We start from the raw sequence: 15967 nt of genomic DNA on the forward strand, positions 1-15967 counted from the left end.
GCCGCCATCTTCCGACACACGCAAAGGAAACCCATGAGTGCGAACATGATCGGCTGGGAGCAGGACGCCGACGGCATCGTCACGCTGACGATGGATGACCCGACCCAGTCCGCCAACACGATGAACGCGATCTTCATCGAGTCGCTGCGCGCCACCGTCGCGCGCCTGGTGGCCGAGAAGGACGAGGTGGCCGGGGTCGTGCTCACCTCGGCGAAGAAGACCTTCTTCGCCGGCGGTGACCTCAACGACCTCAGTGCAGCCGGCCCGGAGGACGCCCAGCGGGTGTTCGATCTGGTCACCGACATCAAGGCCCAGCTCCGTACGCTCGAGACACTGGGCAAGCCCGTCGTCTCAGCGATCAACGGTGCGGCACTCGGCGGCGGGCTCGAGATCGCGCTCGCCACGCACCACCGCATCGCCGCCGACGTCAAGGGCTCCCAGATCGGCCTGCCCGAGGTCGGACTCGGACTGTTGCCCGGCGGTGGTGGCGTCGTACGCACCGTACGCATGCTCGGCATCATCGACGCGGTCATGAAGGTGCTCGGCCAGGGCCAGCGCTACCGGCCGGCCCAGGCTCTCGAGGTCGGCCTGGTCGACGAGGTCGTCGCTCCCGAGGAGCTGCTCGCCGCCGCCAAGGCGTGGATCGTGGCCAACCCCGAACCGGTCCAGCCCTGGGACGTCAAGGGCCACAAGATCCCCGGCGGTACCCCCGCAACCCCGGCGCTCGCGGCCAACCTGCCGTCCTTCCCGGCGAACGTCCGCAAGCAGCTCAAGGGCGCCAACTACCCCGCACCCCGGGCGATCCTCGCGGCCGCCGTCGAGGGTGCGCAGGTCGACTTCGACACCGCCTTGGACATCGAGTCCCGTTACCTCGTCGAACTCGTCACCGGTCAGGTCTCGAAGAACATGATCAAGGCCTTCTTCTTCGACATGCAGCACATCGCAGCAGGCGGCAGCCGCCCCGACGGCTATGAGAGGTTCGTCGCCACCAAGGCCGGTGTGCTGGGCGCCGGCATGATGGGCGCGGCGATCGCGTTCGTGTGTGCCAAGGCGGGGATGGAGGTCGTCCTCAAGGACGTGTCGATCGAGAACGCCGAGCGTGGCAAGGGCTACTCCAAGAACCTCGTCGACAAGGCCGTCTCCCGCAACAAGATGACTCAAGAGCAGGCTGATGCGCTCCTGGCCCGGATCGTCCCGGCTGCCGACCCGAGCGCGCTCACCGGCTGCGACCTGGTGATCGAGGCGGTCTTCGAGAGCGTCGAGCTCAAGCACCAGGTGTTCCAGGAGATCGAGCCGTACGTTGCCGACGGCGCCGTCCTCGGTTCCAACACCTCCTCGCTGCCGATCACGGGCCTGGCCGACGGCGTGCAGAAGCCGGAGGACTTCATCGGCCTGCACTTCTTCAGCCCGGTCGACAAGATGCCGCTGCTGGAGATCATCGCCGGTGACAAGACCAGCGACGAGACCCTGGCCAAGGCCTTCGACATCGCCCAGCAGATCCAGAAGACCCCGATCGTCGTCAACGACAGCCGCGGGTTCTTCACCAGCCGCGTGATCGGCACCTTCCTCAACGAGGCCCACGCCATGGTCGCCGAGGGCATCTCGGCGGCCTCGATCGAGCAGGCCGGTCTTCAGGCGGGCTACCCGGCCGCGCCGCTGAAGCTCTCCGACGAGCTCAACTTCTCGACGATGAGCAAGATCCAGAAGGCGACCCAGAGCGGTCTGGAGACCGACGGCAAGGGCCACCTCTACTTCCACCACCCGGCCTACGACGTCATCGACCGCATGCTCGAGGAGTTCGATCGCACCGGCCGCGCAGGCGGCGGTGGCTTCTACGACTACGAGGACGGACGGGCCACGGGCCTGTGGCCCGGACTGGCCGAGCACTTCGGCGCGGGCAGCAAGGAGATCCCGTTCGAGGACATGAAGGAGCGGATGCTCTTCGCCGAGTCCATCGAGACGGTCAAGTGCTTCGACGAGGGTGTGCTGCGGACGGTCGAGGATGCCAACGTCGGCTCGATCCTGGGCATCGGCTTCCCCGGCTGGACCGGCGGCGTCGTGCAGTACATGAACGGCTACGAGGGCGGTCTCGCCGGCTTCGTGGCGCGCGCCCGTGAGCTTGCGGCCGCCTACGGTCCGCAGTTCACCCCGCCGGACTCACTGGTCGCCAAGGCCGAGGCAGGCGAGTCCTTCGAAATGACCCCGGCTGATTAGCCGGCGCTGATCCGCCCCTTCAGAACCCGTACGCAGGAGTCAGACATGTATCTCACCCAGGGATTGCACCGCGCCGTCCAGGCCGCGCCGAACAAGGTCGCCACGATCAACGGCGATCGCACCCGCACCTTCGCCGAGCAAGGGGACCGGGTGGCACGTCTGGCCGCCGGCCTCAAGGGGCTCGGTGTCGCCGAAGGGGACGTCGTCGCGATCCTGTCGCTGAACAGCGACCGATTCGTGGAGTACTACTCCGCCGTCCCGTGGGCGGACGCGGTCCTCAACCCGATCAACATCCGGTGGAGCGCGGAAGAGATCGTCTACGCCCTCAACGACTCCAGCACCGCGGTGCTGCTCGTCGATGACGCGTTCGCCGCCATGGCGCCGGTGATCAAGGCCAGGTGCGCGGCGCTCGAGGCCCTGGTCCACTGCGGTGACGGGACCACACCGGAGGGGATGGTCTCCTACGAGCAGCTGATCGTCGACAACGAGCCGGTCGCCGACGTACGCCGTTCCGGCGACCAGCTGGCCGGGATCTTCTACACCGGCGGCACCACCGGGTTCCCCAAGGGCGTGATGCTCTCCCACCGCAACCTCCTCACCTCGGCGCTGGGAGCGGTCGCCAGCGGCTACCTGCTGGACCGGAAGTCGACCTATCTGCATGCTGCCCCGATGTTCCACCTCGCCGACCTGGCCGGCAACCTGGGCGCCAACATGCTCGGGTGCACCCACGTCACGATCCCGTTCTTCGAGCCGAAGAACGTCCTGGAGACCATCCAGAAGCACCGCGTCACCGACGTGCTGATGGTGCCGACGATGATCCAGATGACCGTCGACCACCCCGAGGCCAAGGACTACGACCTGTCCTCGCTGGGTCGCCTGATGTACGGCGGTTCCGTCATCTCCGAGGGCGTTCTGCGACGTACGCAGGCGCTGCTGCCGCACCTGAAGCTGACGCAGGCCTACGGCATGACCGAGCTCGCTCCGGTGGCCACCCTGCTCGGCCCCGACGATCATGTCGACGGCCTGCTCACCTCGGCCGGACGCGCGGTGCCCCACACCGAGGTGCGCATCTGCGACCCGGACGGCAACCCGGTCCCGAACGGCACCGTCGGCGAGATCTGCGTCTTCGGTGCCAACGTGATGCTCGGCTACCTGAACAAGCCGAAGGAGACCGCGGCGGTCCTGCGTGACGGCTGGATGCACACCGGCGACGGTGGCTACATCGACGACAACGGCTACGTCTTCGTGGTCGACCGGCTCAAGGACATGATCGTCACCGGCGGAGAGAACGTCTACTCCGCCGAGGTGGAGACCGCGCTCTCGAAGTTCCCCGGCGTGCTGATGTCGGCCGTCATCGGAGTGCCCAGCGAGCAGTGGGGCGAGACCGTCCACGCGTACGTCGTGCGGGCTCCTGATGCCACCTTCACCGCGGAGGACCTGCAGCAGCACTGCAAGGAGCTCATCGCCAACTACAAGGTGCCGCGGAGCATCGAGTTCCTCGAGGAACTGCCCGTCAACGGGGCTGGGAAGATTCTCAAGCGTGATCTGCGCAAGACCCACGCGGCCGGTGCTTGATGAGCCTGCTGAGCGTACGTCCGGCCGACGGCGCCGCGGTCGCCGAGTTTCCTGTGATGGCGGAGGGCGAGGTCCGCGAGATCGTCGCCGGCGCGCGGTCGGCTGCTGCGTGGTGGCGCGCGCAGGGGTTCAAGGGACGGGCGGCTCATCTGGCCCGATGGCGCACCTGGATGTGGCGCCACGTCGTGGAGATCGCCGAGCTGATCCACCTCGAGAACGGCAAGCCGATCGACGACGCCGTGCTCGAGGTCGTACTCGCCGTGGAGCACATCCTCTGGGCGGAGAAGAACGCCGGAAAGGTGCTCGCGTCCCAACGCGTCAACCCTGGTCCCCTGTTCGCCAACTACACCGCTCGCGTGGACTACGACCCTCTCGGAGTGGTCGGCGTCATCGGGCCCTGGAACTATCCGCTGTACGCCCCCAACAGCGCCGTCGCGTTCGCGCTCGCAGCCGGTAACACCGTCGTGGTCAAGCCGAGCGAGCTCACCCCTGCGGTCAGCCGCTGGTACGTCGAGGCGTTCGCCGCCGCCAACCCGCAGGCGCCGGCCGGCGTGCTCTCCGTGGTGACCGGTTTCGGCGAGACCGGTGCCGCGCTGTGCAGCGCCGGTGTCGACAAGATCGCCTTCACCGGGTCGAGTCGCACGGGCCGCCAGGTCATGGCACAGTGCGCGCAGACCCTCACTCCGGTCGTGCTCGAGTGCGGCGGCAAGGACCCGGTCGTGGTGGCTGCCGATGCCGATGTCGCCGCGGCCGCCCGCGCGGTCGCGTGGGGTGCCTTCACCAACTCGGGACAGACCTGCGTCGGCGTCGAACGCGTCTACGTCGTCGACGAGGTCGCCGACGAGTTCTGCACTCGGCTGCTCGCCGAGCTCGACGGCGTGCGGCCCGGCTCGGGCGAGGGCGCCGCCTACGGTCCGATGACGATGCCGGCACAGGTCGATATCGTCCGTCGTCATGTCGAGGACGCCGTGGCGCGAGGTGCCACCTTCCTCATGGGTGGTCCTGAGTCGGTCGGCGAGCGGTTCATCTCGCCCATCGTCATCACCGACCTCGACGAGGACGCGATCGCGGTGCGGGAGGAGACGTTCGGGCCCACCGTGACGGTCAAACGTGTCGTCGACGTCGACGAAGGGATCCGACTCGCCAACGACCACGACTACGCGCTGAGCGCGGCGGTGTTCTCTCGCAGCCGCGGCGACGAGCTCGCGAGCCGACTCCGTGCCGGTCAGGTCACCATCAACTCGGTGATCGCCTTCGCCGGGATGGGTGCGGTCCCGATGGGCGGTGTCGGCGACAGCGGGTTCGGCCGGGTCCACGGCGCCGACGGACTGCGTGAGTTCGCGCGGCCGAGGGCGGTCGTGCGCCAGCGGTTCGCCCTGCCCGGCTTCGAGCTCATCTCACTGCGCCGGGCCGGACATGTACTGCCACTGATGAAGAAGGTGCTGAGCGTCCGTCACGGACGCTGAGGCGTTCGGGTGCCCATCAGCACCATCGGGACGATGTGCGTCCGAGCGAAGGCGCGTAGCTGCTGGGGAGTGGTCAGATCGATCAACGCCTGGGGTGTCAGCAGGTAGGAGTGCACGACCCGCACCAGGAGCTCGGCGCTCGGCTCCATCCCCTCCGCACTGTCCAGGAGGCCGTCGTCGACGGCCTCCTGGAAGAATCGCATGGTGGCCAACGTGGCCCCGGTGACCAGCAGCGTCCCCTCGGTGGTCAGCTGCGTCAGCACGGTCTCGGGCTCGGTCTTGAGCATCCGCGCCAGCAGCGAGTGTCCACGGATCTGCTCCATCATCGACGTGAAGGCCAGCTCGACGCGCTCATCGATCGTGCGGCCTGATCGAGCCTCGTTCGCGACGAGCTCGAAGAGCGCGGTCGCCTCTCGGGTGACCACCGCGTGGATCACGGCATCCTTGCCTCCCACACGGCGATAGACCGTCACCCGATCGATGCCGGCCACCCGGGCGATGTCGCCGATCGTCGTGCGCTTGATGCCGTGCTCGACGAAGAGCTCCAGCCCCGCGTCCAGGATCCGCTCGATCTCGGGAGCCCGAGGCGAGGGGCCCCCGGACTCGGCCAGCGCGCTCGCTGCTCGGCTCAGCATGTCCTTCATGGGTCCAGCCTACGCCAACTGAACATTGCAACAACCAGTGTTGCATTGTTACAGTGGCGGCCATCACAAGCCAAGGAGGATCGATGACCGATCTACACACCGACTCAGCGGCGTATCAGGACGAGGCTTTGGCGATCCATGCCCGTGAGGTCCACTTCGACTGGACCGACGTGCCGACCGAGTACATCCCCGGGCACCCGTACGCCACCCACTTCTGGAACGTCATGCACCTGGTGCTCCCCGAAGGTGAGCGTGCGATGGCCGATGTGCTGGGCCGGGCGCTGCCCGAGATCACGGACCCGCGGCTGCAGGAGGAACTGGTCGGGTTCATCGGCCAGGAAGAGACGCACGCCAGCTCGCACGAGTCCTTCCGCATCCATCTGGAGCGGAACGGCTTCGACATTCCGAAGATCATGCGGATGATGGAGTTCCTGATGGACCAGGTCTTCGGCGACCACGGCCTCACCGGCCGTGCCGGCGATGCCTGGTTCAAGGAGCGCCTCGGCATCTACGCCGCCGCCGAGCACTTCACCGCCACGGTGGGGGAGTGGTTGCTGGACAACAAGACCTTCGACGAAATCGGGGTCGACCCGACGATGCTGGACCTGCTCCGCTGGCACGGCGCCGAGGAGATGGAGCACCGCAACGTCGCCTACGACGTCTTCCAGCACATCGACGGCAGCTACGCGCGCCGGGTCCGAACCGCAGTTCTGGCCGCCTTCGGGCTGCTCGTGCTGTGGCTCTACATCTCGAGCTGGATGTACGCCAACGATCCGACGACCTCCCGGCGCCGGATGCCCTGGCCGCTGGCCTTCTTCCTAGGCGTCCGCCGTGGCCTCATGCCGGGTGTGCGGTTCCTCTTCCGGGAGATTCCGCAGTATCTGCGGCCTGGTTTCCACCCCTCGCAGATGGGCCCGATCGACAAGGCCGTGCGCTACCTGGCGCAGTCTCCGGCCGCGAACGGACACTGATGACCACCATCACGGCTCACGAACCCTCGCGCGGGCTCCGCGCGCTGGCGCGCGGCGCGCGGGCGTACTCGACCGTCTTCGCAGCCGGTCCCGCCGCGCCTTACCTGTCCCGCGCCAACCCGGTCCGCCGGGTCGGCTACGACCTCGATGTCGTCGTCGACGAGCGAACCGAGGAGGCCGACGACGTCGTCAGCCTCACCCTGCGCCACCCCGACGGCGACGCGCTACCGCGCTGGCGGCCGGGCGCGCACCTGGACGTGTTCCTGCCCTCGGGCGCCCAGCGGCAGTACTCCCTGTGCGGCGACCCTGCAGATCGCAGCCGTTATCGCATCGCGGTCCGCCGGATCTCCGACGGTGGCGGCGGCTCCGTGGAGATACACGACCGGGTGCGGGTCGGTGACCGCATCAGGGTGAGAGGTCCGCGCAATGCCTTCCCCTTCGTCGACGTCGACGACTACCTCTTCGTCGCCGGCGGCATCGGCATCACCCCGATCCTGCCGATGGTGCGGGAGGCCTCGCGTCGAGGTGCCCGCTGGCGGTTGGTCTACCTCGGCCGCTCGCTCGCGACGATGCCGTTCCTCGACGAGCTGCGGGACGTGCCCGGCGGCCGGCTGGAGGTGCGACCCGACACCGACTTCGGTGTGCCCGATGCGGCCGAGCTGCTTGCGCTCGCCGAACCCGGCGCGGCGATCTACCTGTGCGGCCCGACGCCGTTGATCGACGCCGCCCGCGCGCTCCAGCCGTCGCTGAGCACGACCAGCTCGCTCCACTCCGAGCGGTTCTCGGCGCCGCCTGTCGTGGGCGGCCGCCCCTTCACCGTACGCCTCGCCCGGACCGGCGTGACCGTGCCTGTCGACGCCGACGAGTCCGCGCTCGCAGCGATCCGCCGGGCCGTCCCGGGGGTGCGCTACTCCTGCCAGCAGGGCTTCTGCGGCAGCTGCAAGCACCGGGTGCTCGAGGGCACCGTCGAGCACCGCGACACCAAGTTGCGGCCTGCAGAGCGCGAGACGGAGATGCTCATCTGCGTCTCGCGCGCCGAGGGTGACGCGCTCACCATCGACCTGTGATCCGGAGGACTGTCATGAACCAGCATCTACATGTTGCCGTGATCGGGGCCGGCTTCGGCGGTCTCTGCACGGCGATCAGGCTCAAGCAGGAGGGGATCGACGACTTCGTCGTGCTCGAGAAGGCCGGTGAGGTCGGTGGCACCTGGCAGGTCAACACCTACCCGGGGGCCCAGTGCGACGTGCCGTCGCTGATCTACTCCTTCTCGTTCGCCCCCAACCCCGACTGGAGCCGGCTCTACCCGCTCCAGGAGGAGATCCAGGCCTACCTGCACCGGTGCGCCGTGGACTTCGGTGTCCTGCCACACATCCGGTTCGACACCGAGGTCACGGATGCGTCCTGGGACGATCTGGCCGGCCGGTGGAACGTCTCGACAACCGAGGGCAACCTGACCGCCACGGTGCTCGTCGGCGCGGTCGGACCGTTCAGCGCGCCCTCGGTGCCGGACCTGCCTGGCCTGGACACGTTCGCGGGGACTGTCTTCCACTCCCAGGGATGGGAGCACGACCACGACCTGGCCGGCGAGCGCGTCGGAGTGATCGGGACCGGCGCCTCGGCGGTGCAGTTCATCCCCCGCATCCAGCCACAGGTCGCCCACCTGACCGTCTTCCAGCGCACGCCCACCTGGATCCTGCCTCACCCGGACCGTCCGGTCGGCGATGGTGTCCGGGCGCTCTACAGTCGCTTTCCTCGTGCCCAGGCGGCCGCTCGGAAGACCTGGGAGCTCGCCTTCGAGGCGATGGTGCCCGGGTTCATCCACGAGCCGTTGCTGCAGAAGCCGCTCGAGGCGCTCGGTCGTGGCCTGCTCCGCAAGCAGGTCGCCGACCCAGAGCTCCGCGCCCGGCTCACCCCGTCCTACGCCGTCGGGTGCAAGCGGCCCACCTTCTCCAACGCCTACTACCCGGCGCTGACTGCCGACAACACCGACGTCGTCAGCGACGGCATCGTCGAGATCAACGAGCGCGGCATCATCACCGCCGACGGGCGTCAGCACGAGCTCGACACGATCATCCTCGGCACCGGATTCAAGATGGTCGATCACCCGGCCTTCGACCTGATGCACGGCCGCGACGGAGTACGCCTGGGCGATGTGTGGCGGAAGGGGGAGATGTCGGCCTACCTGGGCACCGCGGTGCACGGCTTCCCGAACCTGTTCCTGATCCTCGGCCCCAACTCCGGCGTCTACACCTCGGCGGTGATCACCATTGAGGCGCAGGTGCACTACATCCTGGAAGCGCTGCGCGCGATCGACGAGCACGACCTGATCAGCCTGGAGCCCTCCGCGACCGCGCAAGAGCGGTTCGTCTCGTGGGTCGATCGCGGGCTGCGCAGGTCCGTGTTCGTGGCAGGTGGCTGCCAGAGCTACTACCTCAGCCCCTCGGGCCGGAACTTCACCCACTACCCGGGCTTCTCGGCGAGCTTCCGGGCCCGGACCCGCAAGGTCGACCTCGCCGACTACGTCGTGCGGGACCGGCAAGCCGCGCCGATAGGAGCCGACGCATGAAGCGCCCGGCAACCAGCAGGTTCGACGTACGTGACCGGGTCGCGCTGGTCACCGGCGCCGGGTCCGGCATCGGGCGTGCGCTCGCGCGCCTGCTGCACGAGCGGGGCGCCTGGGTAGCGCTGGTCGACGTGAACCCGACCGGCCTCGAGCTCGTCCGTGCCACCGTCGGTCCCAGACGCGTCAGTGTCCACGTCGCCGACGTCACAGACCGGACGCGGATGTCCGAGGTCGTCGCAGAGGCGATCGATCAGCACGGCCGCTTGGATCTCGTGGTCGCCAACGCAGGCGTCACTCCCGCCCCGGCGACCATCACCACGATGGACCTCGCCGACTACGACCGCGTCGTGGCGATCAACCAGACCGGCGTGCTCAACACCGTGCAACCGGCCCTCCCCGAGGTCATCGCCCGTCAGGGGCATGTTGTCGTGGTCGCCTCCTGTGCAGCGTTCTCACCGGGCGTCGGCGGGGTCGCCTACATGTCGAGCAAGGCCGCGGCCGAGCAGATCGGGCGTGCGCTGAAGATCGAGCTGGCCCCGCACGGTGCGTCGGCCGGGGTGGCCTACTTCGGCTTCGTCGAGACGCCGTTGGCCACCGCGACCCTCGACGACGACCCGACCGGCCGCAAGCTCGACGAGCTGCTCGGCTGGCCGCTCAACCACCGCATCTCCGCCGAGGCCGCGGCGACGTCGATCGCCGATGGCATCGCTTCTCGGGCCGGCGCGACCTACGCACCCAGACGCTGGTTGCCCTACTCGATGCTGCGCGGGGTGCTCAACCCGGGCATGGACCAGGTGCTCGTCCGAGACCGGCGCGTGCACGACCTGGTCCGTGAGCTCGAGACCCGTCGCCCCCCGGGCGACCCGCTGAAACCCGACAACGTTCAGAGGTAGCACATGAAGATCAAGTACGTCTCGCCCCTCGATGCCGCGTTCATGATGGTCGAACGCGACGACATGCCCTGGCACATCGCCAACCTCATGCTGTTCACGAAGCCGTCCGGCGCCGCCCCCGACTTCGTGCCCGCACTGCGCGAGCAGATGCGCGGTCAGAGCGTGGTCGCGCCTTACGACCAGGCGCCTGCCTTCCCCAGCGCCCGATGGGTTCCCCTTCAACGCCGGGTCGAAGAGATCGACTTCGACCATCATGTCCGGTTGCACACGCTTCCCGACGGCGCCGACGATCAGGACCTGCTGGCACTCGTCTCCGAGATACACGGCGAGGGTCTCGACCCCAGGCACCCGTCCTGGGAGATGCACCTGATCGACGGGGTCTCAGGCAGCCGGTTCGGCATCTTCATGAAGCTCCACCACTCGATCCTCGACGGCGTCACCGGGATGCGGCGAATGTTGCGCTGGCTCACGACCGACCCGACCGACCTCGCCCGCCCAGCGATCTTCTCGGTCGGCCCGGACGCGCTCACCGCGACGCGCGATGTGCCGACCCTGAAGGAGCGCGTCCGTCGCAGGTCCGTCGCGGTGGCTGAGTTGTCCCGAAACGTGTCGCAGCTGTTCCGCAAGGAGTTCGACGGCCAGCCGCTCGCAGCGCCGTACGGCGTGCCCAAGACCGTGTGGTCCGGTCCCGTTTCTCGTGGCCGCAGCGTCTCCTATCGGTCCTTCGAGCTCAACGAGCTCAAGGTAGTCGCGCGGGCGCACGGCGTCGGCGTCAGCGATCTGGTGCTCTACATGTGCGGCAGTGCCCTGCGCACCTACCTCCTCGCCCACGGAGACGTGCCTGCTCGATCGCTCACTGCGGGTGCCCCGTTCAACATTCGAGCCGAAGGTGATGAACGTCCAGGCTCCTCATTCGCCTTCCTGACCGTCGACCTCGGCACCGACATCGCCGACGCCCGCGAGCGGCTTTCCCGGGTCAAGGCGTCGAACGACTCCAGCAAGGCCCAGGTGGCCACGCTCGGTCCCGAGGCCCTCGCGTTGCAGACCGTCGTCGCCAACGGCCCGATGATCGCCACGATGGCGATGGGGATGCGCGGCAAGACCCTGCCCGCGTTCGGCGTGGTCGTCTCCAACGTGCCGGGACCACCCGAGCTGCTCTACCTCAACGGTGCCCGGCTGGACGCGATGATCCCGATCTCGATCCCGATGCACAACAGCCCCTTCAACATGACCTGCATCGGCTACGACGGAAAGATGACGTTCGGCGTCGCGGCAGCCAGCGAACAGGTCGTCGACGTGGACTTGATCACCGAAGGGCTAGCATCGGCCCTCGACGAGCTCCGTGGCGTCGAGCCGAGCGTGACACGAGGAGCGGATGGATCGGTGAAGCCATGAACACGAACGAGCCGGGTGTCGAGCTGAGCATCGACGGCGCTGTCGCGACCGTGCTGCTGGATCGTCCTGAGGTACGCAACGCACAGCATCCGGCGATGTGGGCGGCGATCGCGTCGTTCCTCGAGTCGCTCCCGGACGAGGTCCGGGTCGTCGTGGTGCGTGGGGCGGGTGGCACGTTCTCGGCAGGGCTGGACCTGTCGCTGGTCGACCCGGGGCAGGGCGAGGTGGAGGGCAGTCTGGTCGCGACGCTGGCGCGTAGCGACCAGGAGGTCGTCGATCTGATCGGCGACTACCAGCGGCCGTTCGTGGCGCTGGCCGACCCGAGGTTCATCTCGATCGCAGTCGTCGACGGGTACGCGATCGGGGCCGGTTTCCAGATGGCGCTGGCGTGCGATCTGCGGATCATGGCCGAGGACGCCTGGGTCTGCATGAAGGAGCCGGCGCTGGGGCTGGTCCCCGATCTGGCCGGCACCAAGCCGCTGGTCGAGGCCGTGGGCTTCTCGCGAGCCCTGGAGATCTGCGCCACCGCGCGCAAGGTGGGTGCGCACGAGGCCGAACGGATCGGGCTGGCGCAGAGCGTGGTGCCGGCGGTCGAGCTGGACTCGACCCTCACCGAGCTGGTCGCGTCGCTCGTGGCTCACGACGCGACCGCGGTGCGGCGTACGCATGAGCTGCTGGCGGCCGCGCCCGGCCGTAGCCTCGACGAGCAGCGCCTGGCCGAGCGCACCGCTCAGGTGGGACGGCTCCGCGCGATGCTCGGTCGCTGAGCCGGCTACGCCGGCTAGGACACAGGCCGGCCGTTGTCCACGAACTCGATCCCGAGGGCCAGCTGCCGCAACCGGGTGCCGAACCAGGCGGCTGCCAGGCAGATGACGAGGTACATCGAGATCGCCTGGGTCGCGTAGTTGGGGTAGTGGAGCACCCAGACCACGTGGTCCTCGGGCGATGCCGGGTCGGCCCAGATGTAGGGCATCATCCAGGCGATGAAACCGCCGGCCAGCTGGGACGCGACGAAGATCAGCAGGGCCTCGCCGGCACGCCCCCACCACTGACGGGGCAGTTCGCGGCGCAGTGCGGGGCCCACCTTGCGGACGAGTCCGGGGCGCCAGCCGACGCCGGGTGCGACCCGCGCCGAGAGCCGTGGCGAGACCGCGATCAGGAAGAAGGACAGGGCCAGGAACGCCGCGATGCCGAACGAGGTGATCCCGGGCACCAGGGCGACCCGGCTGCGCATGAGCCCCGGGGTCAGCAGCAGCGCGGCCAGCGGAGCCCCCACGACCAGGGCGGCGAGATAGCACCGGAGCAGGGCACCGGCGAAGGTGAGGGAACCAGCGGATGTCCGGGGTGGCGAGAGCTCGATCTGCATGGAAGCAGGCTAGCCTGTTATTTCACTTTGGTGAAACAAATTTGAGGGGTTCACATGTCGGAGGACGGCGACCGGCTCGGCGCTGAGCTCAGCCTCCGCGTGGTGATGTTCCACGAGGCCATCGCCCGCCGGCTGGGGGTCAGCAACAGCGAGCACAAGATGCTCGATCTCGTCGCCCGCCATCCCGGCGGCATCACCCCGGGCGAGCTCTCGGCCGCCACCGGTCTGAGCAATGCGGCGGTCACCAAGATCATCGACAAGCTGGTCGATGCGGACTACGTACGTCGCGAGCGCAGCACCCGCGACCGCCGGTCGTTCCGGATCCACACCACCGCGCACTTCCAGCAGACCTCGCGTCCGACGGCGGCCGGGCTCGCCCGGCGGATCGAGCAGATGAACGAAGGCTTCGACCAGGACGAGCTCGCCGCCATCGGGCGCTGGGTCGCGGGAGTGATCGACGCGCTCCGCCTCGAGACCGAGCGACTGGAGTCCGGTGACTGAGAAGCGCTCAGCCGGCGTCGGGCACGAAGGCACCGGTGGGATCGGGCGGGTAGGGGATCAGCGTGCCGGTGGACCGGCCGAGCTCGTCGAGCTTCCAGCCGAGGCGCTTGATCTGGCGCAGGGCGATCGCCGACTCGACCACCGTGAGGGCGAGGTCGCGCTGGAGGTGCTCGTGGAGGAGCATCGCGCTCTCGACCGAGCGCGTCCAGGTGCCGATCAGCAGGTTCGTCGGTCCGGGCAGGCCGACGACCTGGCGTACGCCCGGGGTGGTCCGTAGCCGGTTGACGCACTCCGCGACCGCGCCGACCGGCACCTGGCACCAGGTCTGCACGACGATCGGCAGCGGGGTCAGGCCCTGGGCGACCTCGCAACGGAAGGTGAGGGCGTCGGAGGCGAGCAGTTGGCCGAGCTGGCGGCGGGTGGTCGACAATGGTCGGCCGGTCTGGCGGGCGATGTCGGCGGCGCTGCTGCGGCCGTTCCGGATGAGGGCCTGGGTGAGGGCGGCGTACGGCTCGGCCCAGGGGTTGACCGGAGCGGACCCGGCGCCGCCGGCGTGGTCGGGGATCCCAGCGACTGCCCGGGCGTGCTCACGGTCGAGTCCGCCGACCCGCCAGCTGCTCGCGTCGAGGTGGAGCCGGGCGACGTGATGGGCACGGACGCCCAGGACGCCCGGCAGCGCGGACAGGTCGTCGAGCAGCAGCTTGGGCATGTCCCCGGGGCCGAGGCCGACGGCCGTCACGATCAGACCGTAGTCGCGGGCGGCTTCCTCGATGGTGATGATCATCGGCCAGGCGGCCAGCTCCTGGGCGAGCGTGCCGGCCCTTCCGCTCACGCAGGAGATCTCGGCGATGGCGAGGCTGGCTCCGTCGTGGCCGCGGACGCGCGGATGGGCCATGACCCAGGCGCTGCCGTCGGCACGCAACCTCTCCCAGCGGCGGCTCAGGGTCGTCGGCGAGGTGCCGAGTGCGGCGGCGAGGTCCGTCCAGGAGGCCCGCGGCCTGATCTGCAGCGCGTGGATGAGCGAAAAGTCGTCCTCATCCAGTGTCGCCATGGTCACATCCTGTCCGATCGGCCCCTCGGGCGGGCGAATCGGGCCAATTCACCGGCCGCCGGCGCAGCTCCCGTGATACTCGTCCCCGCCCATGTGCTCGGTCTCTCCGAGCCCGCCCCCGAGAGGACCTCGATAGATGACCCGCTGGACGAAGCCCCTGCTGCTGGCCGTACTCGCCGTGCTCCTCGTCGGTGGTGCCGGCTTCTTCGCCTTGGCGCCCGGGATCGTGGAGAACGGGCAGAACAAGATCCGTCCGGCGAGCCTGCCGGAGGTCACGCCCGAGACGCGGCGGCTGCACGACTCCCTGCAGGTCATCGACATGCACAGCGACACCCTGATGTGGGACCGCGACGTGCTGGAGCACTCGGACCGGGGCCACATGGACCTGCACCGGATGGAGGACGGCAATGTCGCGCTGCAGGTTTTCTCGTCGGTGTCGAAGTCGCCCAAGGGGCAGAACTACGACAGCAACACCGGCGACAGCGACAACATCACCCTGCTGACCTTCGCCCAGCTCCAGCCGCCGCGCACCTGGACCTCGCTCCTCGACCGCTCGCTCTACCACGCCCAGAAGCTCGACAGGGCGGCGGCGGACTCCGAGGGCAAGCTGCGGCTGATCCGCACCCGCGCCGACCTGGACGCCCTCATCGCCGACCGCGAGGCGGGAAAGCAGGTCACCGGTGCGCTCTTCTCGGTCGAGGGCCTCCAGAACCTCGAGGGGGACTTCGACAACCTGGACACGCTCTACGACGCCGGCATGCGGATGGCCGGGTTCACCCACTTCTTCGACAACGAGGTGGCCGGCTCCATGCACGGGGTCGAGAAGGGCGGCCTCACCGATCTCGGGCGCCGTGTGTTCGCCGAGATGGAGCGTCGCGGCATCATCGTCGACATCGCCCACGCCAGCCACACCGCGGTCGCCGAGATGCTTGCGATGGCGACCAAGCCGGTGGTGCTCAGCCACGGCGGCGTACAGGCGACCTGCGACGTCAACCGTAACCTGACCGACGAGGAGGTGCGCGGGGTCGCCGCGACCGGTGGTGTCGTCGGCGTCGGCTACTGGGACGCCGCGGTGTGCGACCTGACCGTCGAGGCCGTCGTCGACGCCATCGACCATGTCGTCGAGGTCGGTGGCGTCGAGACCGCGGCCCTCGGCAGCGACTACGACGGGGCCACCACCGTCGGCTGGGACGCCAGCGACCTCGCGGCCATCACCCAAGAGCTCGTCGACCGGGGCTACGACGAGACCGAGGTGGCCGCGATCATGGGCGGCAACACGCTGCGCGTGCTCGGGGCCACCCTGCCCGAGTAGGTCGGTCCGCGGC

14 protein-coding genes are annotated in these 15967 nt (G+C 68.8%); 11 read left to right on the forward strand and 3 right to left on the reverse strand.

What is annotated here, in order from left to right; all coding sequences use genetic code 11:
• Positions 1–33: 33 nt before the first annotated feature.
• The 3 genes from OG984_RS26700 to OG984_RS26710 are packed head-to-tail and all read left to right on the forward strand — an operon-like array spanning position 34 to position 5255.
• Positions 34–2214, forward strand: a complete 2181-nt coding sequence (locus tag OG984_RS26700) for a 3-hydroxyacyl-CoA dehydrogenase NAD-binding domain-containing protein (RefSeq protein WP_328529117.1) — start codon at positions 34–36, stop codon at positions 2212–2214.
• A 45-nt stretch (positions 2215–2259) separates the two neighbouring features.
• The gene (locus tag OG984_RS26705; protein WP_328529118.1) at positions 2260–3789 is read left to right on the forward strand and encodes an acyl-CoA synthetase; all 1530 of its coding nucleotides are present in this window, start codon (positions 2260–2262) and stop codon (positions 3787–3789) included.
• Positions 3789–5255 carry an aldehyde dehydrogenase family protein gene (locus OG984_RS26710; RefSeq protein ID WP_328529119.1) on the forward strand — a complete coding sequence of 489 codons (1467 nt, stop codon included), beginning with the start codon at positions 3789–3791 and terminating at the stop codon, positions 5253–5255. Before OG984_RS26705 ends, OG984_RS26710 begins: the two co-directional genes overlap by 1 nt.
• Here the strand turns inward: OG984_RS26710 and OG984_RS26715 are convergent.
• Positions 5243–5899, reverse strand: coding sequence for a TetR/AcrR family transcriptional regulator (locus OG984_RS26715; protein WP_328529120.1), 657 nt, complete (start codon positions 5897–5899; stop codon positions 5243–5245). The genes OG984_RS26710 and OG984_RS26715 overlap by 13 nt on opposite strands.
• Positions 5900–5982: 83 nt before the next feature.
• On the opposite strand from OG984_RS26715, the gene OG984_RS26720 reads away from it, so the two are divergent.
• The 6 genes from OG984_RS26720 to OG984_RS26745 are packed head-to-tail and all read left to right on the forward strand — an operon-like array spanning position 5983 to position 12491.
• On the forward strand, positions 5983–6870 hold the full coding sequence (locus OG984_RS26720) for a metal-dependent hydrolase (protein WP_328529121.1): 888 nt from the start codon (positions 5983–5985) through the stop codon (positions 6868–6870).
• A complete protein-coding gene (locus OG984_RS26725) occupies positions 6870–7937 on the forward strand; it encodes a PDR/VanB family oxidoreductase (RefSeq protein WP_328529122.1) in 1068 nt (355 codons plus the stop codon). Before OG984_RS26720 ends, OG984_RS26725 begins: the two co-directional genes overlap by 1 nt.
• Positions 7938–7951: 14 nt before the next feature.
• Positions 7952–9439, forward strand: a complete 1488-nt coding sequence (locus tag OG984_RS26730) for a flavin-containing monooxygenase (protein ID WP_328529123.1) — start codon at positions 7952–7954, stop codon at positions 9437–9439.
• Entirely contained in the window at positions 9436–10329 is an 894-nt protein-coding gene (locus OG984_RS26735; RefSeq protein WP_328529124.1) for a short-chain dehydrogenase/reductase, read from the forward strand. The genes OG984_RS26730 and OG984_RS26735 overlap by 4 nt, the downstream gene beginning before the upstream one ends.
• A gap of 3 nt (positions 10330–10332) precedes the next feature.
• A complete protein-coding gene (locus tag OG984_RS26740; protein WP_328529125.1) occupies positions 10333–11724 on the forward strand; it encodes a wax ester/triacylglycerol synthase family O-acyltransferase in 1392 nt (463 codons plus the stop codon).
• Positions 11721–12491, forward strand: coding sequence for an enoyl-CoA hydratase/isomerase family protein (locus OG984_RS26745; RefSeq protein WP_328529126.1), 771 nt, complete (start codon positions 11721–11723; stop codon positions 12489–12491). The genes OG984_RS26740 and OG984_RS26745 overlap by 4 nt, the downstream gene beginning before the upstream one ends.
• A 14-nt stretch (positions 12492–12505) precedes the next feature.
• On the opposite strand, the gene OG984_RS26750 is transcribed toward OG984_RS26745, so the two are convergent.
• On the reverse strand, positions 12506–13090 hold the full coding sequence (locus tag OG984_RS26750; RefSeq protein ID WP_328529127.1) for a hypothetical protein: 585 nt from the start codon (positions 13088–13090) through the stop codon (positions 12506–12508).
• 54 nt (positions 13091–13144) lie between these two features.
• Here OG984_RS26750 and OG984_RS26755 point away from each other — a divergent pair, with 54 nt between their 5' ends.
• On the forward strand, positions 13145–13591 hold the full coding sequence (locus OG984_RS26755; protein WP_328529128.1) for a MarR family winged helix-turn-helix transcriptional regulator: 447 nt from the start codon (positions 13145–13147) through the stop codon (positions 13589–13591).
• A gap of 7 nt (positions 13592–13598) precedes the next feature.
• Here the strand turns inward: OG984_RS26755 and OG984_RS26760 are convergent, their stop codons facing one another.
• Positions 13599–14642 carry an Lrp/AsnC family transcriptional regulator gene (locus OG984_RS26760; protein ID WP_328529129.1) on the reverse strand — a complete coding sequence of 348 codons (1044 nt, stop codon included), beginning with the start codon at positions 14640–14642 and terminating at the stop codon, positions 13599–13601.
• A gap of 136 nt (positions 14643–14778) precedes the next feature.
• Here OG984_RS26760 and OG984_RS26765 point away from each other — a divergent pair, with 136 nt between their 5' ends.
• Positions 14779–15954, forward strand: a complete 1176-nt coding sequence (locus OG984_RS26765) for a dipeptidase (protein ID WP_328529130.1) — start codon at positions 14779–14781, stop codon at positions 15952–15954.
• The last annotated feature ends 13 nt before the right edge of the window (positions 15955–15967 follow it).

It is taken from the genome of Nocardioides sp. NBC_00368 (assembly GCF_036090055.1).
In the GTDB taxonomy this organism is placed as follows: Bacteria; Actinomycetota; Actinomycetes; order Propionibacteriales; family Nocardioidaceae; genus Nocardioides.